This window comes from Pseudomonas rhizophila, from assembly GCF_003033885.1.
Classification (GTDB): Bacteria; Pseudomonadota; Gammaproteobacteria; order Pseudomonadales; family Pseudomonadaceae; genus Aquipseudomonas; species Aquipseudomonas rhizophila.
The window spans coordinates 489,973-507,402 of sequence record NZ_CP024081.1 but is presented as its reverse complement, the minus strand read 5'-3'; the positions used below and the strand labels follow the sequence as shown (position 1 = coordinate 507,402).

The window sequence follows — 17,430 nt, the reverse complement described above, 5'->3', positions numbered from 1 at the left end:
AGCGGTGGTAGCGAATCGACTCAACGCCGTGAGCGGGAGGCTTTGGCGGCCTGGATGAAGAGCTCGCGTTGGTGGCGGACTTCTACCAGTTTGCTGCGCATTTCGCGGTGACGTTTGCTGTTGAGCAATAGCAGCCCGAGCAATGGAAAAAACAGACCCGCCGCATAAACGAATCGATTCGGGCGATAACCAATAGTCGGCAAGACACACAACAGACAGACCACAAAAAGCCCGACAAACACCCAGACCCAACCCGCTCTGCCGCGCACGACCATAAAGTTGCTATGGACCAGAACCAACGTACAAATAGCAATGCATACAGCGGAAATTTTCGCTTGGCTCGACAACGTAGCGCGCACAAAAAAACTGTCGAGAAGAGCAAAGAGCGCCAGTAAACACGATATTTTCGCCACGAATATCGTTGCGATGAAGGTCGGAAAGTAGCGCTTCATAAAATGGATGAAAGTCGGATAGTTTTCCATCTAGCGTCCTTTCCTTTTCTTCTGTAAACGGACGGCAGACCTTATCGCCATACGCTCCTCGCGCAACTCCGACAATTTCTGGCGCATCTCTCGATGGCGCTTACTGTTGAGCAATAGCAGCCCCAGCAACGGGAACAACAACCCCGTCACATAGGCAAAAGGATGCGGCTTGTAGCCGTAGGTGGGGAGGACCGTGAAGAGACACGCCAGATAGAACACAACGATGGCACGAACACCCCATGACCGCCCCCTGATCATGACAAAATGGCTCAACGCCAAGAGCAAAGAGAGGATCAACGCAACCAGAAAAGAATACTTGGCCCGTTCAGGATCGCCTCGAAAGTAAGTGCTAGAGACTAATGAAATTGAAGCGGAAACCGCGAAACAGGCTAGAAAAAAAGCGCAGATGAAGGTTGGAAAATAATGAGCGAGGAAAGTGTTCAATGAATGCTTGCGGTCCATTATTCAACTTCCTCATACAGCCCCACGGCAATTGTCTTCAGGTTCCCAGACAAGCTACTGCCCGTTAAGCCGATGGCGGCCCCCAGAGAGTCGCGAATCTGGGTCACGGTCGCGTGATTGATCTGGGTAGCCGTGAAACGCTTTGCAAGCGTCCCCGAACGCTGGCGAAGCTTCAATAGTTTGTTAGTCAGGCTTGGGTCCTTCAGTGTTAACAACTCTTTGGTCAATGCCTTTCTTTGCTGACGAGTCAAACCTTTGGAAAGCTCGTACCAACTCCTGCCAGTCGAGACCTTCCTCGCTTGCAAGAGTTTGAGCGTTGTTAAAGTGGATGCCCCGGCTCCCAGCAATGACGCGGCATCCAACACTGGCATTGCGTAGCGATACCAGTCCTCACTGTCCATATCATCATTAGCTGCTGGATCGTTGAGTTCGTTGTAGGTACGCATGCTCCCAACCACGCACTGCGCAGTACTGGCAGCGGCGGCGGTTGCCCCCACGGCTGTGACAACCAGGCTTGCACCCGCTGTAAATGGAACTGCGATCGTGCCACTGAAAACCACAATCCAGCCCAGAATGGCGCCAGCGCAGGATAACGTCGTATTGACAGCCTCTCCCACTAAACGAGACTCACGCGGGTTGTTCTTTACCTGATCAGCAAACTGAGCCGGCGCAATGTACTTCTGCGCCTCGCGCAAGATGATCCGCTTGGGCTTGATACTGCAAATCGGCTTGAACTCGCGCAGGGTCACCACGTTGAATTCGGCATCGATGTACACCACGCCAGCGCCGACGATACTGGGATCGGCGTCGATGGCCGCGAACAGGCGCGGCAGGTTGATCTGGCTTTCGATGCGTTGGCGGGCCATGAACTGGGAGGGGCTGTAGTCCATGCCGATACCCGGTAAAGGGGTACTCATATGAATCGTCCTTGAAAATCCGAGGGTGAGAACTTTATTGCCTGTGTGGCCGTGATTGCGGGCAAGCCGGGCTCTGCCAGGGCCAACACTGACATCTGTGGCGAGGGAGCAAGAGCGGTGTTTGGCTTTATTGCACGGAACTGACTGGCATTGGCGGTCGCCACGATAGCAAACGAGTAGCACAGCCGCTAGAAAGCAAAACGCCAGCTTTTAAGCTGGCGTTTGCAATGTGGCTTGGCGATCAGCGCGGTACGACTGGCTTGCGCGCCGGTTTCGGCCCTTTGCCCTTGGCGGCGTCCTTGCGCTCCTTGGCGGCCTGCTGGTTGCGGGCGAATGCCGCGGCCTTGGCCTGCTCGCGCTTGTCCCACGGGTTGCCGCCGTCGCTGGCGCGCGGTGGCAGACCGGTGTGCTGGGTCAGGATCTTGGTGGTTTCCTTGCCTACCTTGTGGCTGCCAGCCGGCGTCGAGTTCTTGCGACGGGCGCTCTGGTAGCTGTCGGTGGCTGGCTGGTGCAACGGAATCAATTGATTCTTGCCCGGCCCGATCAGGTCGGCGCGGCCCATGCGGGTCAGCGCTTCGCGCAGCATCGGCCAGCCCTTGGGGTCGTGATACCGCAAGAAGGCCTTGTGCAGGCGGCGCTGCTCCTCGCTCTTGACGATGGTCACCGCGTCGCTCTTGTAGGTGACCTTACGCAGCGGGTTCTTGCCCGAATGGTACATGGCCGTGGCGGTGGCCATCGGCGACGGATAGAACGCCTGCACCTGGTCAGCGCGGAAACCGTTGCCCTTGAGCCACAGCGCCAGGTTCATCATGTCTTCGTCGGTGGTGCCCGGGTGGGCGGCGATGAAGTATGGAATCAGGTACTGCTCTTTGCCGGCTTCCTTGGTGTACTTCTCGAACATCCGCTTGAATTTGTCATAGCTGCCGATGCCCGGTTTCATCATCTGGTTGAGCGGACCTTCCTCGGTATGTTCCGGGGCGATCTTCAGGTAACCACCCACGTGGTGGGTCACCAGTTCCTTGACGTATTCCGGCGACTCGACCGCCAGGTCGTAACGCAGGCCGGAGGCAATCAGGATTTTCTTCACCCCAGGCAATGCCCGGGCGCTGCGGTACAGCTGGATGAGCGAAGAATGGTCGGTATTGAGGTTCGGGCAGATACCGGGGAACACACAGGATGGCTTGCGGCACGCGGATTCGATTTCCGGGCTCTTGCAGGCAATGCGGTACATGTTCGCGGTCGGGCCGCCGAGGTCGGAAATGACGCCGGTGAAGCCCGGGACCTTGTCGCGGATCTCTTCAATCTCGCGAATGATCGATTCTTCAGAGCGGTTCTGGATGATCCGGCCTTCGTGCTCGGTGATCGAGCAGAAGGTGCAGCCGCCAAAGCAGCCACGCATGATGTTCACCGAGAAACGGATCATCTCGTAGGCCGGGATCTTTTCCTTGCCGTACGCCGGGTGCGGAACACGCGCGTAAGGCATGCCAAACACGTAGTCCATTTCCTCAGTGGTCATCGGAATGGGTGGTGGGTTGAACCAGACATCGACTTCACCATGCTTCTGCACCAGAGCACGGGCGTTGCCCGGGTTGGTTTCCAGGTGCAGCACGCGGTTGGCGTGAGCGTAGAGCACCGCATCGCCACGAACCTTTTCCACCGACGGCAGACGAATCACGGTCTTGTCGCGAGTCATGCGCGGGCTCGCCAGAATCTGCACGACCTTGGCTTCGCTCGGGTCTTCAACCGGACCTTTCTCTTGCTCGATGGCGCAGGCAGCGGTGTCCTGGGTGTTCACATACGGGTTGATGATCTTGTCGATCTTGCCCGGGCGGTCGATGCGGGTGGAATCAACCTCGTACCAGCCTTGCGGGGTGTCGCGGCGGATGAACGCGGTGCCACGGACATCGGTGATGTCTTCAATCTTGTGGCCATAGGACAGGCGCTGGGCGACTTCGACAATCGCCCGCTCGGCGTTGCCGTAGAGCAGGATGTCGGCGCAGGCGTCGATCAGGATCGAGTTGCGCACCCGGTCCTGCCAGTAATCGTAATGGGCGATGCGGCGCAGGGAGGCTTCGATACCGCCGAGCACGATCGGCACATGCTTGTAGGCTTCCTTGCAGCGCTGGCTGTAGACCAGGCTCGCACGGTCCGGCCGCTTGCCCGCCATGCCACCCGGGGTGTAGGCGTCGTCGGAACGGATTTTCTTGTCGGCGGTGTAGCGGTTGATCATCGAGTCCATGTTGCCGGCCGCGACGCCAAAAAACAGGTTCGGCTCGCCGAGCTTCATGAAGTCGTCTTTGGACTGCCAGTTTGGCTGGGCAATGATCCCGACGCGAAAGCCCTGGGCTTCCAGCAGCCGACCGATGATCGCCATGCCGAACGACGGGTGATCGACGTAGGCATCACCGGTCACGATGATGATGTCGCACGAATCCCAGCCGAGCTGATCCATCTCCTCCCTGCTCATGGGCAGGAACGGCGCGGGGCCGAAACATTCGGCCCAGTACTTGGGATAGTCAAATAACGGCTTGGCTGCTTGCATGTCGATGACCGGTATGAAAGATGAAAAATCGCGGGCGCGGAATATAGCACAAAAATTAACCAATTCCGACGGCTATGGTCGGAAATCGGTGGCGCACCGCACATCAAATGTGGGAGCGAGCTTGCTCGCGAAAGGGCCAGCACATTCAATGCATGTGCTGACGGTTACACCGCTATCGCGAGCAAGCTCGCTCCCACAGGGGAAGTGCAACCTTCTGGAGAAGGGGCTCGCTCCCACAGGAGCCAAACAGGTTACTCGTCGTCATCAAAATTGTAGCTACCCGGCGCCAGGTTCTCGAATCGGGTGTATTTACCGATAAAGGCCAGGCGAATGAAGCCGATCGGGCCGTTACGCTGCTTGCCGATGATGATTTCGGCGATGCCCTTGTGCTCCGTCTCCGGGTGGTACACCTCGTCACGGTAGACGAACATGATCACGTCGGCGTCCTGCTCGATCGCTCCGGATTCACGCAAGTCGGAGTTCACCGGGCGTTTGTTGGGGCGCTGTTCCAGGGAACGGTTCAACTGAGAGAGCGCCACCACCGGGCAGTTGAATTCCTTGGCCAGGGCCTTGAGGGAACGGGAGATTTCGGAAATCTCGTTGGTCCGGTTGTCGCCACTGGAGCCCGGAATCTGCATCAACTGCAGGTAGTCGATCATGATCAGCGCGATATCACCGTGCTCACGCACCAGGCGACGGGTCCGGGCGCGCATTTCCGAAGGGCTGATACCGGCAGTATCGTCGATGAACAGCTTGCGGTCGTTGAGCAGGTTGACCGCCGAAGTCAGGCGCGGCCAGTCGTCATCTTCCAGTTGGCCGGAACGGACCTTGGTCTGGTCGATACGTCCCAGGGACGAGAGCATACGCATGATCAGCGATTCACCTGGCATCTCCAGGGAGTACACCAGTACGGCCTTGTCGCTGCGCAGCACGGCGTTTTCCACCAGGTTCATCGCAAAGGTGGTTTTACCCATGGACGGACGGCCGGCGACGATGATCAGGTCCGATGGCTGCAGGCCGCTGGTCTTCTCATCGAGGTCGGTGTAGCCGGTGGACAGGCCGGTGATGGCGTTGTCGGTGTTGAACAGGGTGTCGATGCGGTCGATGGCCTTGGTCAGCAGATCGTTGACGCTCACCGGGCCACCGGTTTTTGGCCGGGCCTCGGCGATCTGGAAGATTTGCCGTTCCGCTTCATCGAGGATCTCGGCAGCGGTTCGGCCTTCCGGGTTGAAGGCGCTGTCCGCGATTTCGGTGCTGATACCGATCAATTGGCGCAAGGTCGCCCGTTCGCGCACGATCTGGGCATAGGCCTTGATGTTGGCGACAGACGGCGTGTTTTTTGCCAACTCACCCAGGTAACCGAGGCCGCCAACCTGAGACGTCTGGCCTTCCTTGTCCAATTGCTCGGCCAGGGTCACCACGTCGATCGGCATGTTCTGATCGGCCAATCTTGCGATGGCACGGAAAATCAGGCGGTGGTCATGTCGGTAGAAATCGCCGTCGGATACTTGATCGAGCACGCGTTCCCAGGCGTTGTTGTCCAGCATCAGACCACCGAGCACGGCCTGTTCGGCCTCGATGGAGTGCGGAGGCACCTTCAGGGCTGCGGTTTGCAGATCGTATTGCTCGGGAGCGGTGATTTCGTTCATGGCCACTTGATTCTTTTGGAAACGCAGGGGGTTTTGAAAATCAGCAATTGCAGAAAGACAAAGGGCACGACCTGTAAACAGGATCGTGCCCGATGTTACCGACTAGTACCCGAGGGTGCCAGCCGACAGGTATTGCTTAAGCTGCTACCACGACAACGCGTACGGTGGCTTCAACTTCGGCGTGCAGGTGCACGGCTACGTCGAATTCGCCTACGTTGCGGATGGTGCCGTTCGGCAGACGAACTTCGCTCTTCGACACTTCAACGCCAGAGGCGGTCAGTGCGTCAGCGATGTCGTGAGTACCGATCGAACCGAACAGCTTGCCTTCGTCGCCAGCGGTGGCAGTGATGGTCACTTCCAGCTCGGCCAGTTGGGCAGCACGGCTTTCAGCCGAGGTCTTACGGTCTGCTGCGGCTTTTTCCAGCTCAGCGCGACGCTCTTCGAACGCGGCCAGGTTGGCAGCGGTCGCAGCGGTGGCTTTGCCGTAAGGCAGCAGGTAGTTACGACCGTAACCGGCCTTAACGTTTACTTTGTCACCCAGGTTGCCCAGGTTGGTGACTTTTTCCAGAAGGATCAGTTGCATGTGAAAATCCTCTAACTTTTAACCTTCACCGTTCGCGTTGTCGGCGTCTTTCGGCGCCATACGACCGCGAAAATCAATCAGGCTGTCGACGATGGCCAGGACCACCAGCAACGGATAGATCAGCTGCATGAACAGCAACAACGTGACGTACAACCCCACCAGCCAGAACCTGGCCAGTCGCTTTTGCGCCACCAGCCCGTGAATCAGGGCCAGAGCGGCAAATACCAGCGGTACACTGCACAACGGCGTGAGCATGGCCATCTGCGGACCGAAGTTCGGCCCCAGAAGCATGCCCGCCAGCAGCAACATCGCCAGCCCAAGCGGGAAACGGATGGCGCGAAATTCGCGACCAAAACCACCCGGGTTGTACAACAACGCCTGCCAGTAGCGCCCGATAATCAGGCTCAGCACACTGACGATTTGTAACAAGGCCGCAATCAGGCCGGTCAGGACCGGTGCGATCAGGGACGCGAAACGCGCTTGCTCCTCTACCGACATCTGCTGGTAGAGATCACCGAGGGCCTCGGGCAGGATTTTTATCAAAGCCTGCGACAGCATCTCGATCTGGGGCGCGAAAGCCACCCCGAGCACCACTGAAAACACCACTCCCATCGCTATGCTGACCAGCAGCACGCGGTTCCAGGATTCGCTTGCGCGCAACACCAACGCCAGCGCCGAAGACCCCAGCAGCACCATCAGTGCCCGCGGGTCAGCGGAATACAACCACCAGAGCAAAGCCGGCAGCAGTCCCAGAGCAAGAACGCCAAGGGCGTCCTTCAATCCGCGCCGCAGGAGTACAAGACTCACCGCGGCAGCACCCAACCAATACAACAACGGCAATGCCGCGCATCCAGCCACTACCAGAGTGGCCTGCATACGACCGCGCATGATGAACTCAGCTAAGGCGCGCATGCATTCAATCCTTTGCTACGTGTCGACTGCCCGGTCTCAGCGGCCGTGGCTGTCGGTGTAGGCCAGCAGGGCCAGGAAGCGGGCGCGCTTGATAGCGGTGGCCAGCTGACGCTGATAACGAGCTTTGGTACCGGTGATACGGCTTGGAACGATTTTGCCGGTCTCGGATACGTAGGCTTTCAGAGTGTTGAGATCTTTGTAATCGATCTCTTTCACGTCTTCAGCGGTGAAGCGGCAGAATTTACGACGACGGAAGAAACGTGCCATGTGATTGGCTCCTTAAAAGGTCCGTGGATTACTCGTCAGCGTTATCGCTGTTGTCGCTGTCGCTATCGCTGTCATCGCCATCGGCGCTGTCAGAGTGCTCAGGACGGTCGCGACGCTCACGGCGCTCACTGCGGTTTTCTTCAGCCTTGAGCATCTCGGATTGGCCGGTGACGGCTTCTTCGCGACGGATGACCAGGTTACGGATCACTGCATCGTTGTAGCGGAAGTTGTCTTCCAGCTCGGCCAGGGCCTTGCCGGTGCATTCAACGTTCAGCATCACGTAGTGAGCCTTGTGAACATTGTTGATTGCATAGGCCAGTTGACGACGGCCCCAATCTTCCAGACGGTGGATTTTGCCGCCGTCTTCTTCGATCAGCTTGGTGTAACGCTCAACCATGCCGCCGACTTGCTCGCTTTGATCCGGGTGGACCAAAAAGATGATTTCGTAATGACGCATGAATGCTCCTTACGGGTTGTAGCCTGCCGCTCAAAAACGGTCAGACAAGGAGTGAATGACACTTATGGACTTGTGGACGCTAGACACATAAGTGCCTGCCATCACAGCAAGGGGCGCAATTGTAGAGAAGGGCCGAGGGCGGCGCAAGGTGATTGGTGATTATTTGAACAACCCCAATGTTTACCCACACAAACCATTGTGGGAGCGAGCCTGCTCGCGATGAGGGCGCTCCATTCAACATTTGCGTTGAACGGCACTCCGCTATCGCGAGCAGGCTCGCTCCCACAGGAATACAACTGGATCAGGATTTCTTGGCGGCCGCAGCAACCTTGACGCTACGCTGGCGCTGAGCCTCGAACAGGCACACGCCGGTCGCGACCGAAACGTTGAGGCTGCTGACACTGCCGGCCATCGGCAGCTTGACCAGGTAGTCGCAATGCTCGCGGGTCAGGCGCCGCATGCCCTTGCCTTCGGCCCCCATGATCAGGATCGTCGGGCCCGTCAGGTCCTGGTCATAAATGCTGACCTCGGCCTCGCCCGCCGTGCCGACCACCCACAGGCCACGCTGCTGGAGTTTCTCCAGGGTACGCGCCAGATTGGTCACGGCCACCAACGGGATCACTTCCGCCGCGCCACAGGCGACTTTACGCACCACCGGCGTCAACGTCGCCGACTTGTCTTTAGGTACGATCACCGCCAATGCACCCGCCGCATCGGCCGAGCGCAGGCAAGCGCCAAGGTTGTGAGGATCGGTCACGCCATCCAGTACCAGCAACAATGGCGCGCCTTCAGTGCGATCGAGCAACTCGTCGAGCATCGCCTCGCCCCAGACCTGGCTCGGGCTGACCTCAGCCACCACCCCCTGGTGCACACCTTCGACCCAGGCGTCCATTTCCCGCCGTTCGGCCTGGCCGACCGCTACGCGATTCTCGCCAGCCAGCTCGATCAGGGTCTGGACCCGCGGATCACTGCGGCCTTCCGCCAGCCAGATCTGCTTGACCCGCTTGGGATGGTGACGCAGCAATGCTTCCACGGCATGCACACCGTAGATTTTTTCCAACTGACTCATGACTTGGCCTTGGGTTTACGCGCCCCGCCGCTCTTGGCTGGGGCCGAGCCCGCTTTCGGCGGGCCTTTACGGTGTTTGCTCGGCTTGCCGGTCGCCTTGTCCGGCGCCGACCGTCCGGTCTTTCCCCCAGACGCCGCTTTACCGCCGCTCTTGGCTTCGGCGAGCAACGCCTGTTTCATCTCACGACTTTTGCGCAGCTCGGCGTTTTTTGCCGCCGCATCGCTTGGGCGATAGGCTTCGACGGCCTTTTCCTTGGCCGGACCGCGACGCCCGGACTTGGCCGCAGCAGGCTCGGCGGCGGTCTTGGCCGCAGGCGCAGAAGTTTCAGTGCCGCGCTTCTTGCGGCCAATCGGCGCGCTGATGGTTTTTTCCGCCATCTCGAAGTCGATCTTGCGCTCGTCGAGATCAACGCGCATGACCCGCACTTCGACCGTATCGCCAAGACGGAAGCTGCGACCGGTGCGCTCACCCGCCAAGCGGTGATGCACGGGGTCGAAGTGGTAGTAATCGCCCGGCAGCGCGGTGACGTGCACCAGGCCTTCGACGTAGATGTCGGTCAGTTCGACGAACAGGCCAAAACCGGTCACGGCAGTGATCACGCCCGGGAACGACTCACCCACGCGATCCTTCATGAACTCGCACTTGAGCCAGTTCACTACGTCGCGAGTCGCTTCATCGGCACGGCGCTCGCTCATCGAGCATTGCTCGCCGAGTTGTTCCAGGGCCGCCTCGTCGTAGGGGTAGATGCGCGCCTTGGGAATGGTCATCGCACCGGCACGTTTGACGTGCGGGGTGTCCATCTTCGAGTGGATCACGCTGCGGATCGCCCGATGCGTGAGCAAGTCAGGGTAACGACGGATCGGCGACGTAAAGTGGGTATAAGCTTCGTAATTCAGGCCGAAGTGGCCCTGGTTATCGGCGCTGTATACCGCCTGGCTCAACGAGCGCAGCATCACGGTCTGGATCAGGTGGAAATCCGGACGATCCTTGATACTGGCCAGCAGGGCCTGGTAATCCTTGGGCGACGGACCGTCCTTGCCTTTGTGCAAGGACAGGCCGAGCTCACCGAGGAAGGCCCGCAGTTTTTCCAGGCGCTCCGGCGGCGGGCCATCGTGGACCCGGTACAGCGCAGGAATCTCGTGCTTCTTCAGGAACTCAGCAGTGGCGACGTTGGCGGCCAGCATGCATTCCTCGATCAGCTTGTGGGCATCGTTGCGCACCGTCGGACGAATCTCGGCGATCTTGCGCTCGGAGCCGAAGATGATCCGGGTTTCCTGAGTTTCGAAATCGATCGCGCCACGCACGTGACGGGCCGCCAGCAGCACTTTGTAGAGCGAGTACAGCTCTTTGAGATGCGGCACGACATCGGTGTATTCGCCACGAAGCTTGCGCGATTCGGCAAGTTTCGGGGTTTCCAGCATCGCGCTGACCTTGTTGTAGGTCAGGCGGGCGTGGGAATGGATCACCGCCTCGTAGAAGCAGTAGTCGGTCATCTCGCCGGATTTGGAGATGGTCATCTCGCAAACCATGGCCAGGCGATCGACGTGAGGATTGAGCGAGCACAAACCGTTGGACAGTTGCTCTGGCAGCATCGGTACGACGCGCTCGGGGAAGTACACCGAGTTGCCGCGTACCTGGGCTTCGGCGTCCAGCGCCGAACCGAGTTTCACGTAGCTGGAAACATCGGCAATCGCCACGTACAACTTCCAGCCGCCGGAGAACAGGCGCAGCTTGCCAGGCTTGGCTTCGCAGTAGACCGCGTCGTCGAAGTCCCGGGCGTCTTCGCCATCAATGGTGACGAATGGCAGGTGACGCAGGTCGATGCGCTTCTCTTTGTCTTTCTCTTCGACTTCCGGCTTGAGCTTGGCGGCTTCTTTCAGGACCGCTTCGGGCCAGACGTGGGGAATGTCGTAGGTGCGCAAGGCAACATCGATTTCCATGCCCGGCGCCATGTAGTTGCCGACCACTTCCACCACATCGCCCTGGGGCTGGAAGCGCGGGGTTGGCCAGTGGGTGATTTTCACCTCGACGAACTGACCGACCTTGGCGTTGGCATTGCGGCCCGGGGTGACCAGCACTTCCTGCTGGATCTTCGGGTTGTCGGCGACGACAAAGCCGATGCCACCTTCTTCAAAGTAACGGCCGACGATGCTTTCGTGGGCACGGGACACTACTTCGACGATCACGCCTTCACGGCGGCCGCGGCGGTCCAGGCCGGAAACCCGGGCCAAAGCCCGGTCACCGTCGAACACCAGACGCATCTGCGCCGGGCTCATGAACAGGTCGTCGCTGCCGTCGTCCGGGATCAGGAAGCCGAAACCGTCACGGTGACCGGCGATGCGGCCCAGGATCAGGTCAAGCTTGTCCACGGGCGCATAGGTGCCGCGCCGGGTGTAGATCAACTGCGCATCGCGCTCCATGGCGCGCAGACGGCGGCGCAGGGCTTCGAGCTGGTCTTCGGTGGTCAGACCGAACTCTTCGACCAGTTGCTCGCGGCTAGCAGGCGAACCCCGATCGGCGAGATGCGCCAGGATCAGTTCGCGGCTAGGAATAGGGTTTTCGTATTTTTCCGCTTCACGAGCGGCCTCGGGATCGAGGGACTGCCAATCGGCCATTAGAGAGTTTTCACCTTGTCTATATGCGGGTTAGTTTGGCATAGGCGTAATGAAACGGGAAATTTCAAGCATCCAATGCCTTTTTCTGAAGCCTTTTGACCCCTCTTGAAGCCCGGAAATGCACCGCTCGTGAAATTTAGCGGTTTTTTTCTCGTGAGGGGTTTACAGTTAAAAACACGCTCCGTATAGTGCGCGCCATCGACGACGCACACACGTTGCCGATACTGCCCAGATGGTGAAATTGGTAGACACGCCAGCTTCAGGTGCTGGTGACCGCAAGGTCGTGGAAGTTCGAGTCTTCTTCTGGGCACCAATTTCGAGCGACAGATCAATGATCTGCCAGCTCCCCAAAAACCCGCGAAAGCGGGTTTTTGCATTTTCGGCCCCTGGAATCCGACTGGTAATTACTAAAACAAAAACAGGGGTTTACAGATCAAAACTCGCTCCGTATAGTGCGCCACATCGACAGCGGCAACGCTGAAGATGCTGCCCAGATGGTGAAATTGGTAGACACGCCAGCTTCAGGTGCTGGTGACCGCAAGGTCGTGGAAGTTCGAGTCTTCTTCTGGGCACCAATTCAAGCTTCAAGGTTACGGCCTTGAACTCACAAAAACCCGCGAAAGCGGGTTTTTGCGTTTCTGGGGTTGGCGATTTATTGGCTGACGACAAGATGCCTCTGAGCCACTGAAACCGCTATCGCGCACACGGGATCTCCAGCGCTCACAGATACTCTGTTCACAGTGGATCAATGTGGGAGCGAGCCTGCTCGCGATGAGGCCAGCCCATCAAGCCCGGAACTGCCCCAGGCTCGCCTTCAACTGCGCCGCCAGACTATCCAATACCTTGCCACTGGCCGTGGTCTCGACCACAGCCTGAGCCGCTTTCTCGGCCTGGGCGTGAATGGTTTCCACCCGCCCACGCACCGCTTGCGCACCTTGCGCCTGGTGAGCCGCCGCTTGCGTGGCCAGACCGATGGCCGCATGCACCTGCTCTACAGAGGTCTGTACCGACTGCTGCAAGCGCGCGCTGTCACGCAGCACCAACAACCCCTCGCTGGCCTGACGCCCGGCCTGGCCGATGGCAGCCACCGCCTCGCGAGCGCCCTGCTGCAGCGCGACGATATGCGCCTGGATGTCGCCGGTCGAACTCTGGGTCTTGCTTGCCAGCGCACGCACCTCGTCGGCCACCACTGCGAACCCGCGCCCGGTTTCCCCGGCCCGCGCCGCTTCGATGGCCGCGTTCAAGGCCAGCAGGTTGGTTTGTTCGGCAATGCCGTGAATGACCGTGAGCACCACTTCGATCTGCTCGCTCTGTTGCGCCAGCCGCTCGATGACTTTTGCCCCCGTGTCGACCTGCCCGGCCAGCGCTTCGATCAAACCACCGACCTTGGCCGAGGTTCGGGTGTTTTCGTCGGTGGCCTTGCGAATCTCCACCACCTGCTGCAAGGCAGCCTGCATCGCCTGGCTTTCCGATTGCGCTTCATCGGCCATCTGCGACAACGCTCGCAAGCTCTCGGCCACTTCATCACGCTGCATTCCGGCCGCCGCATCGGCACCGGAGTTACGCAAGGTCATTGCACCGATTTCCACACCGGTGCGCTGGGCCACATCCCCCGCCTCTCGCACGATGGGCTGCAACTTATCCACAAAACGATTGACCGCCGAGGCCATCTCGCCGATTTCGTCCTTGCTGCTGATTTGCACGCGCTTGGTCAGGTCGCCCTCACCCGCCGCCAGATCGTTCATCGCGGCAATCAACAGTTTCAAACGATTGACCACTCGCCGCCCCAACACCACCGCCAGCAGCACCAGCACGCCAAACCCCACCAGCGCTAGACCCAGGCCGATCCGCCAGCGCAAAGTGCCCGCAGCGTCCTGTACGGTGGTGGCGGTGTTGGCCTGCATTTGCGTCGCGGTGGACTGAGCCGACTCCAGGCGCCCGCGCATTGCCGTGGCGCTGTCGGCTGCCGCCCCCTTGAGGCTATCACCCACCAACTGGTCACCACTGGCGATCAAGGCCGAGAAGCGCTGGTCCAACGCCCCCAGGTCAGCTTCAACGGAGGCCGTGGAAACGCCCATCAACACCTTGCCGATCTCTACGCCGTTGGGGTTGATCGAGGCCTCAAGGTAATACACCGAAGGGTCGTTCTTCGCCGCGTCCAACACCTTGTCCAGCGCCCGGTCGCCCTGGCCTTTCTCCAACAAAGCCTTGTTGATCGGGTTCTCCCGATTCAGGTAGCGAGTCAGGTGCTGGCCGGTGGCGTCGTCATAAATGACGAAGAGTACGTTGGGATTGCGCTGGGCCCGACGGGCAAACTCGGAGAGCGCAGGCACGTCGCTGTCCCACATGGCGCGGGGCGCAACCGAAGCCAGGAGTTGCGCCATATCATTGGCAGAGTCCTTGAGCGATTTTTCCAGCGTCGCCCGCAACTGTGCCTGCTCATCCTTCAGTCGCGCAGATAAACCGGCGGTGAGGCGCTGACGAGTGCTGGCAGACAAGCTGTCCAGGCTCGACGTGACTTCACGCCCGGCCTGCTCCAGTTCGCCAGACAACTTCTGGCTGTCGCCGCCGAGCCGCGCCTCCAGATCAGCCTCCAGCGCAGTGACCGTGCTTCGCGTCAGCGCGACAGCGACCAGCACCTGCACCAAAAGGGCGACACCAAGAGTAACGAACACAGGCCGCAACAGGCGGCTTTGTAACAATGAGAGAACGGCCGACACAGGGAATCCCTCTACTAACGCCATTAATTTGATGGCACTTCACAAGAAGCACTTATTATTCATGGTGTATAGCAAGTGTCGTGCCGTCTGGCAGGCAGAAACGACAAAGGACCCAAACGAGGGTCCTTTGTGTTTTACATCAACGGCTTATCAGGCAAACGGGTGACGCAGAACGATGGTTTCGTTGCGGTCCGGCCCCGTCGAAATAATGTCGATCGGTGCACCGACCAACTCTTCGACGCGCTTGATGTAATTGCGAGCCGCTACTGGCAGCTCTTCCAGGGTCTTGGCACCCACGGTCGACTCAGTCCAGCCTGGCATCTGCTCGTATACCGGCTCCAGACCGATGTAGCTGTCAGCGTCAGTCGGTGCGTCGATGACCGCGCCGTCCTGATTCTTGTAGCCCACGCAGATGTTGATGGTTTCCAGGCCGTCCAGTACGTCCAGCTTGGTCAGGCACAGGCCCGAGATACTGTTGACGTCGATGGCGCGACGCAGGATGACGGCATCGAACCAGCCGCAACGACGGGCACGGCCAGTGGTGGCGCCGAACTCATGGCCACGCTTGGCCAGGAACGCACCAACATCATCGAACAGCTCGGTCGGGAACGGACCCGAACCGACGCGAGTGGTGTATGCCTTGGTAATACCGAGGATGTAATCCAGGTACATCGGGCCGAAACCCGAGCCGGTGGCGATGCCGCCGGCAGTGGTGTTGGAGCTGGTGACGTACGGGTAGGTACCATGGTCGATGTCCAGCAGCGACCCCTGGGCACCTTCGAACATGATGTCCTTGCCAGCGCGACGCAGCTCGTGCAGCTCGGCAGTGACGTCGAGCATCATCGGCTTGAGCAGCTCGGCGTACTCCATGCATTCATCCAGGGTCTTCTGGAAGTCGATGGCCGGCTCTTTGTAGTAATTGACCAGAACGAAGTTGTGGTAGTCCAGCAACTCGCCCAGCTTGGCGGCGAAGCGCTCACGGTGAAACAGGTCACCGATGCGCAGGCCACGACGGGCCACCTTGTCTTCGTAGGCCGGGCCGATGCCGCGACCGGTGGTGCCAATCTTCAGCTCGCCACGGGCCTTTTCGCGGGCCTGGTCCAGCGCAACGTGATAGGACAGGATCAGCGGGCAGGACGGGCTGATACGCAGGCGCTCGCGCACCGGTACGCCTTTCTCTTCCAGCTTGATGATTTCCCGCAACAAGGCGTCAGGGGCAACCACCACCCCGTTGCCGATCAGGCACTGCACGCCTTCGCGCAACACGCCCGACGGAATCAGGTGCAGTACGGTTTTCTCACCGTCGATCACCAAGGTGTGACCTGCGTTGTGGCCACCCTGGTAGCGCACTACGGCGGCAGCATGTTCGGTCAGCAGATCAACGATCTTGCCTTTGCCCTCATCACCCCACTGGGTGCCCAGGACTACGACATTCTTACCCATAACACTTGTCCTCATTCGCGCAAACTTGGTGCCGGCCGCGGCCGGCAGGAAAACTCAAGAAGCCAGCGGCAATACTTGCCAAAGCCCGTTCTGCTGAATCAATTGCCGGTCGCAGTCCGCTTCACGGGCGGCGGCCAAAGGCTGCCCAGGCAAGGCCTGGACGACACGCTGACCCTCACTGCGCAACTGGCAGACCGTCTGCCAGAGTGCTGCATCCGTACTGTCAGGCATCCAGATACCGCCAGACGGTAGCTCGACTTCAGCACGCCCCAGGGTCACCAGGGTTTTCAAATCGGTAGAGAAGCCGGTCGCCGGACGGGCACGACCGAAGTCGGCGCCAATATCATCGTATCGACCGCCCTGAGCGATGGACTGGCCAACCCCCGGCACGAACACCGCGAACACCACACCGGTGTGGTAGTGATAACCGCGCAGTTCACCCAGGTCGAAGTACAGCGGCAACTCGGGGAAACGCACCGACAGTCGCTCGGCAATCGCCAGCAAATCGTCCAGTGCCGCGAGCACCGGCGCCGGCGCATGGGCCAGCCGCTCGCGGGCAGCGGCCAGCACTTCGCGACCGCCGCACAGATCCACCAGCGCCCGCAACATGCCGGACAGATCGGCCGGCAGGCCTTCGGTCAGACTGATCACTTCATCGATGGCCTTGCGCTGCAAGGCATCGAACAACTGCTGCTCCACTTCGCCGGACAAACCGGCCGCACGCGCCAGGCCACGATAGATGCCAACGTGGCCCAGGTCCATGTGGACATCCGGTACGTCGGCCAGTTGCAGCATGGCAAGCATCAGGCTGATGACTTCCACGTCGCTGCTCGGGCTCGCATCGCCATACAACTCGGCACCCAGCTGGATCGGACTGCGCGAAGACGACAGGGCGCGCGGCTGGGCGTGCAGCACACTGCCGGCATAGCACAGACGGCTCGGACCTTCACGACGCAGGGTGTGGGCGTCGATACGCGCCACTTGCGGCGTGATGTCGGCACGAAAGCCCATCTGCCGGCCCGACTGCGGGTCGATAACCTTGAAGGTGCGCAGATCCAGGTCCTGGCCCGCGCCGGTCAGCAGGGATTCCAGGTACTCGATATGCGGGGTAACGACGAATTCGTAACCCCAGCTCTGGAACAGATCCAACACCTGCCGACGCGCTACTTCAATACGCGCAGCTTCCGGTGGCAGTACTTCTTCGATGCCATCTGGCAGCAGCCAGCGGTCTACCGTTGCCATTACGCCATTCCCCTATGGTCCGGGCGGCCAGCCCTCGGGCAAGCCTTGAGTGAAGCAGAAAGTGCCCGCC

The 17,430-nt window shown here is 59.8% G+C and carries 14 protein-coding genes and 2 tRNA genes; 2 read left to right on the top strand and 14 right to left on the bottom strand.

Going from position 1 to position 17,430, the window contains the following annotated elements; genetic code table 11:
- Window positions 1-20: 20 nt before the first annotated feature.
- The 11 genes from CRX69_RS02305 to rnr all read right to left on the bottom strand — a co-directional run bounded on the left by CRX69_RS02305 (window position 21) and on the right by rnr (window position 11,955).
- Window positions 21-482 (bottom strand): hypothetical protein, encoded by a 462-nt coding sequence (locus CRX69_RS02305; RefSeq protein WP_107321465.1) that lies wholly within the window; start codon window positions 480-482, stop codon window positions 21-23.
- Entirely contained in the window at window positions 483-944 is a 462-nt protein-coding gene (locus CRX69_RS02300) for a hypothetical protein (protein WP_107321464.1), read from the bottom strand. It abuts the gene before it with no gap.
- Window positions 944-1,861, bottom strand: a complete 918-nt coding sequence (locus CRX69_RS02295; protein ID WP_047227321.1) for an Ssp4 family T6SS effector — start codon at window positions 1,859-1,861, stop codon at window positions 944-946. Before CRX69_RS02295 ends, CRX69_RS02300 begins: the two co-directional genes overlap by 1 nt.
- Before the next feature lie 241 nt (window positions 1,862-2,102).
- A complete protein-coding gene (locus CRX69_RS02290; protein ID WP_047227320.1) occupies window positions 2,103-4,403 on the bottom strand; it encodes a YgiQ family radical SAM protein in 2,301 nt (766 codons plus the stop codon).
- Window positions 4,404-4,654: 251 nt separating this feature from the next.
- On the bottom strand, window positions 4,655-6,052 hold the full coding sequence (gene dnaB / locus CRX69_RS02280) for a replicative DNA helicase (protein ID WP_027911801.1): 1,398 nt from the start codon (window positions 6,050-6,052) through the stop codon (window positions 4,655-4,657).
- A 136-nt stretch (window positions 6,053-6,188) separates the two neighbouring features.
- Window positions 6,189-6,635: a 50S ribosomal protein L9 gene (gene rplI / locus CRX69_RS02275; protein WP_047227319.1), complete on the bottom strand. Its 447-nt coding sequence runs from the start codon at window positions 6,633-6,635 to the stop codon at window positions 6,189-6,191.
- An 18-nt stretch (window positions 6,636-6,653) separates the two neighbouring features.
- Complete coding sequence (locus CRX69_RS02270; RefSeq protein ID WP_047227318.1) at window positions 6,654-7,547, bottom strand: YybS family protein; 894 nt, start codon at window positions 7,545-7,547, stop codon at window positions 6,654-6,656.
- A gap of 36 nt (window positions 7,548-7,583) precedes the next feature.
- The gene (gene rpsR, locus CRX69_RS02265; protein WP_002551829.1) at window positions 7,584-7,814 is read right to left on the bottom strand and encodes a 30S ribosomal protein S18; all 231 of its coding nucleotides are present in this window, start codon (window positions 7,812-7,814) and stop codon (window positions 7,584-7,586) included.
- 28 nt (window positions 7,815-7,842) lie between these two features.
- A complete protein-coding gene (gene rpsF, locus CRX69_RS02260) occupies window positions 7,843-8,271 on the bottom strand; it encodes a 30S ribosomal protein S6 (protein ID WP_003186395.1) in 429 nt (142 codons plus the stop codon).
- Window positions 8,272-8,572: 301 nt separating this feature from the next.
- Window positions 8,573-9,340, bottom strand: a complete 768-nt coding sequence (gene rlmB / locus CRX69_RS02250) for a 23S rRNA (guanosine(2251)-2'-O)-methyltransferase RlmB (protein WP_107321462.1) — start codon at window positions 9,338-9,340, stop codon at window positions 8,573-8,575.
- Complete coding sequence (rnr, locus tag CRX69_RS02245; RefSeq protein WP_047227316.1) at window positions 9,337-11,955, bottom strand: ribonuclease R; 2,619 nt, start codon at window positions 11,953-11,955, stop codon at window positions 9,337-9,339. Before rnr ends, rlmB begins: the two co-directional genes overlap by 4 nt.
- 226 nt (window positions 11,956-12,181) lie before the next feature.
- On the opposite strand from rnr, the gene CRX69_RS02240 reads away from it, so the two are divergent.
- Together CRX69_RS02240 and CRX69_RS02235 are read left to right on the top strand one after the other, a co-directional pair.
- Window positions 12,182-12,268: transfer RNA gene (locus tag CRX69_RS02240), tRNA-Leu, on the top strand.
- A gap of 175 nt (window positions 12,269-12,443) precedes the next feature.
- Window positions 12,444-12,530: transfer RNA gene (locus CRX69_RS02235), tRNA-Leu, on the top strand.
- Between the two features lie 210 nt (window positions 12,531-12,740).
- Here the strand turns inward: CRX69_RS02235 and CRX69_RS02230 are convergent.
- The 3 genes from CRX69_RS02230 to CRX69_RS02220 form a co-directional block, all read right to left on the bottom strand.
- Window positions 12,741-14,675 carry a methyl-accepting chemotaxis protein gene (locus tag CRX69_RS02230; protein ID WP_107321461.1) on the bottom strand — a complete coding sequence of 645 codons (1,935 nt, stop codon included), beginning with the start codon at window positions 14,673-14,675 and terminating at the stop codon, window positions 12,741-12,743.
- A 150-nt stretch (window positions 14,676-14,825) separates the two neighbouring features.
- Window positions 14,826-16,118 (bottom strand): adenylosuccinate synthase, encoded by a 1,293-nt coding sequence (locus tag CRX69_RS02225; protein WP_003186407.1) that lies wholly within the window; start codon window positions 16,116-16,118, stop codon window positions 14,826-14,828.
- A gap of 54 nt (window positions 16,119-16,172) precedes the next feature.
- Window positions 16,173-17,360 (bottom strand): ATP phosphoribosyltransferase regulatory subunit, encoded by a 1,188-nt coding sequence (locus CRX69_RS02220; RefSeq protein WP_047227314.1) that lies wholly within the window; start codon window positions 17,358-17,360, stop codon window positions 16,173-16,175.
- Window positions 17,361-17,430: the final 70 nt, after the last annotated feature.

Bases quoted from the DNA above. Each gene is read 5' to 3' on its own strand.
- rnr (WP_047227316.1), bottom strand. From the start codon at position 11,955: ATGGCCGATTGGCAGTCCCTCGATCCCGAGGCCGCTCGTGAAGCGGAA.
- dnaB (WP_027911801.1), bottom strand. From the start codon at position 6,052: ATGAACGAAATCACCGCTCCCGAGCAATACGATCTGCAAACCGCAGCC.
- rlmB (WP_107321462.1), bottom strand. From the start codon at position 9,340: ATGAGTCAGTTGGAAAAAATCTACGGTGTGCATGCCGTGGAAGCATTG.
- rplI (WP_047227319.1), bottom strand. From the start codon at position 6,635: ATGCAACTGATCCTTCTGGAAAAAGTCACCAACCTGGGCAACCTGGGT.
- CRX69_RS02290 (WP_047227320.1), bottom strand. From the start codon at position 4,403: ATGCAAGCAGCCAAGCCGTTATTTGACTATCCCAAGTACTGGGCCGAA.
- CRX69_RS02220 (WP_047227314.1), bottom strand. From the start codon at position 17,360: ATGGCAACGGTAGACCGCTGGCTGCTGCCAGATGGCATCGAAGAAGTA.
- CRX69_RS02295 (WP_047227321.1), bottom strand. From the start codon at position 1,861: ATGAGTACCCCTTTACCGGGTATCGGCATGGACTACAGCCCCTCCCAG.
- CRX69_RS02270 (WP_047227318.1), bottom strand. From the start codon at position 7,547: ATGCGCGCCTTAGCTGAGTTCATCATGCGCGGTCGTATGCAGGCCACT.
- rpsF (WP_003186395.1), bottom strand. From the start codon at position 8,271: ATGCGTCATTACGAAATCATCTTTTTGGTCCACCCGGATCAAAGCGAG.
- CRX69_RS02300 (WP_107321464.1), bottom strand. From the start codon at position 944: ATGGACCGCAAGCATTCATTGAACACTTTCCTCGCTCATTATTTTCCA.
- CRX69_RS02305 (WP_107321465.1), bottom strand. From the start codon at position 482: ATGGAAAACTATCCGACTTTCATCCATTTTATGAAGCGCTACTTTCCG.
- CRX69_RS02225 (WP_003186407.1), bottom strand. From the start codon at position 16,118: ATGGGTAAGAATGTCGTAGTCCTGGGCACCCAGTGGGGTGATGAGGGC.
- rpsR (WP_002551829.1), bottom strand. From the start codon at position 7,814: ATGGCACGTTTCTTCCGTCGTCGTAAATTCTGCCGCTTCACCGCTGAA.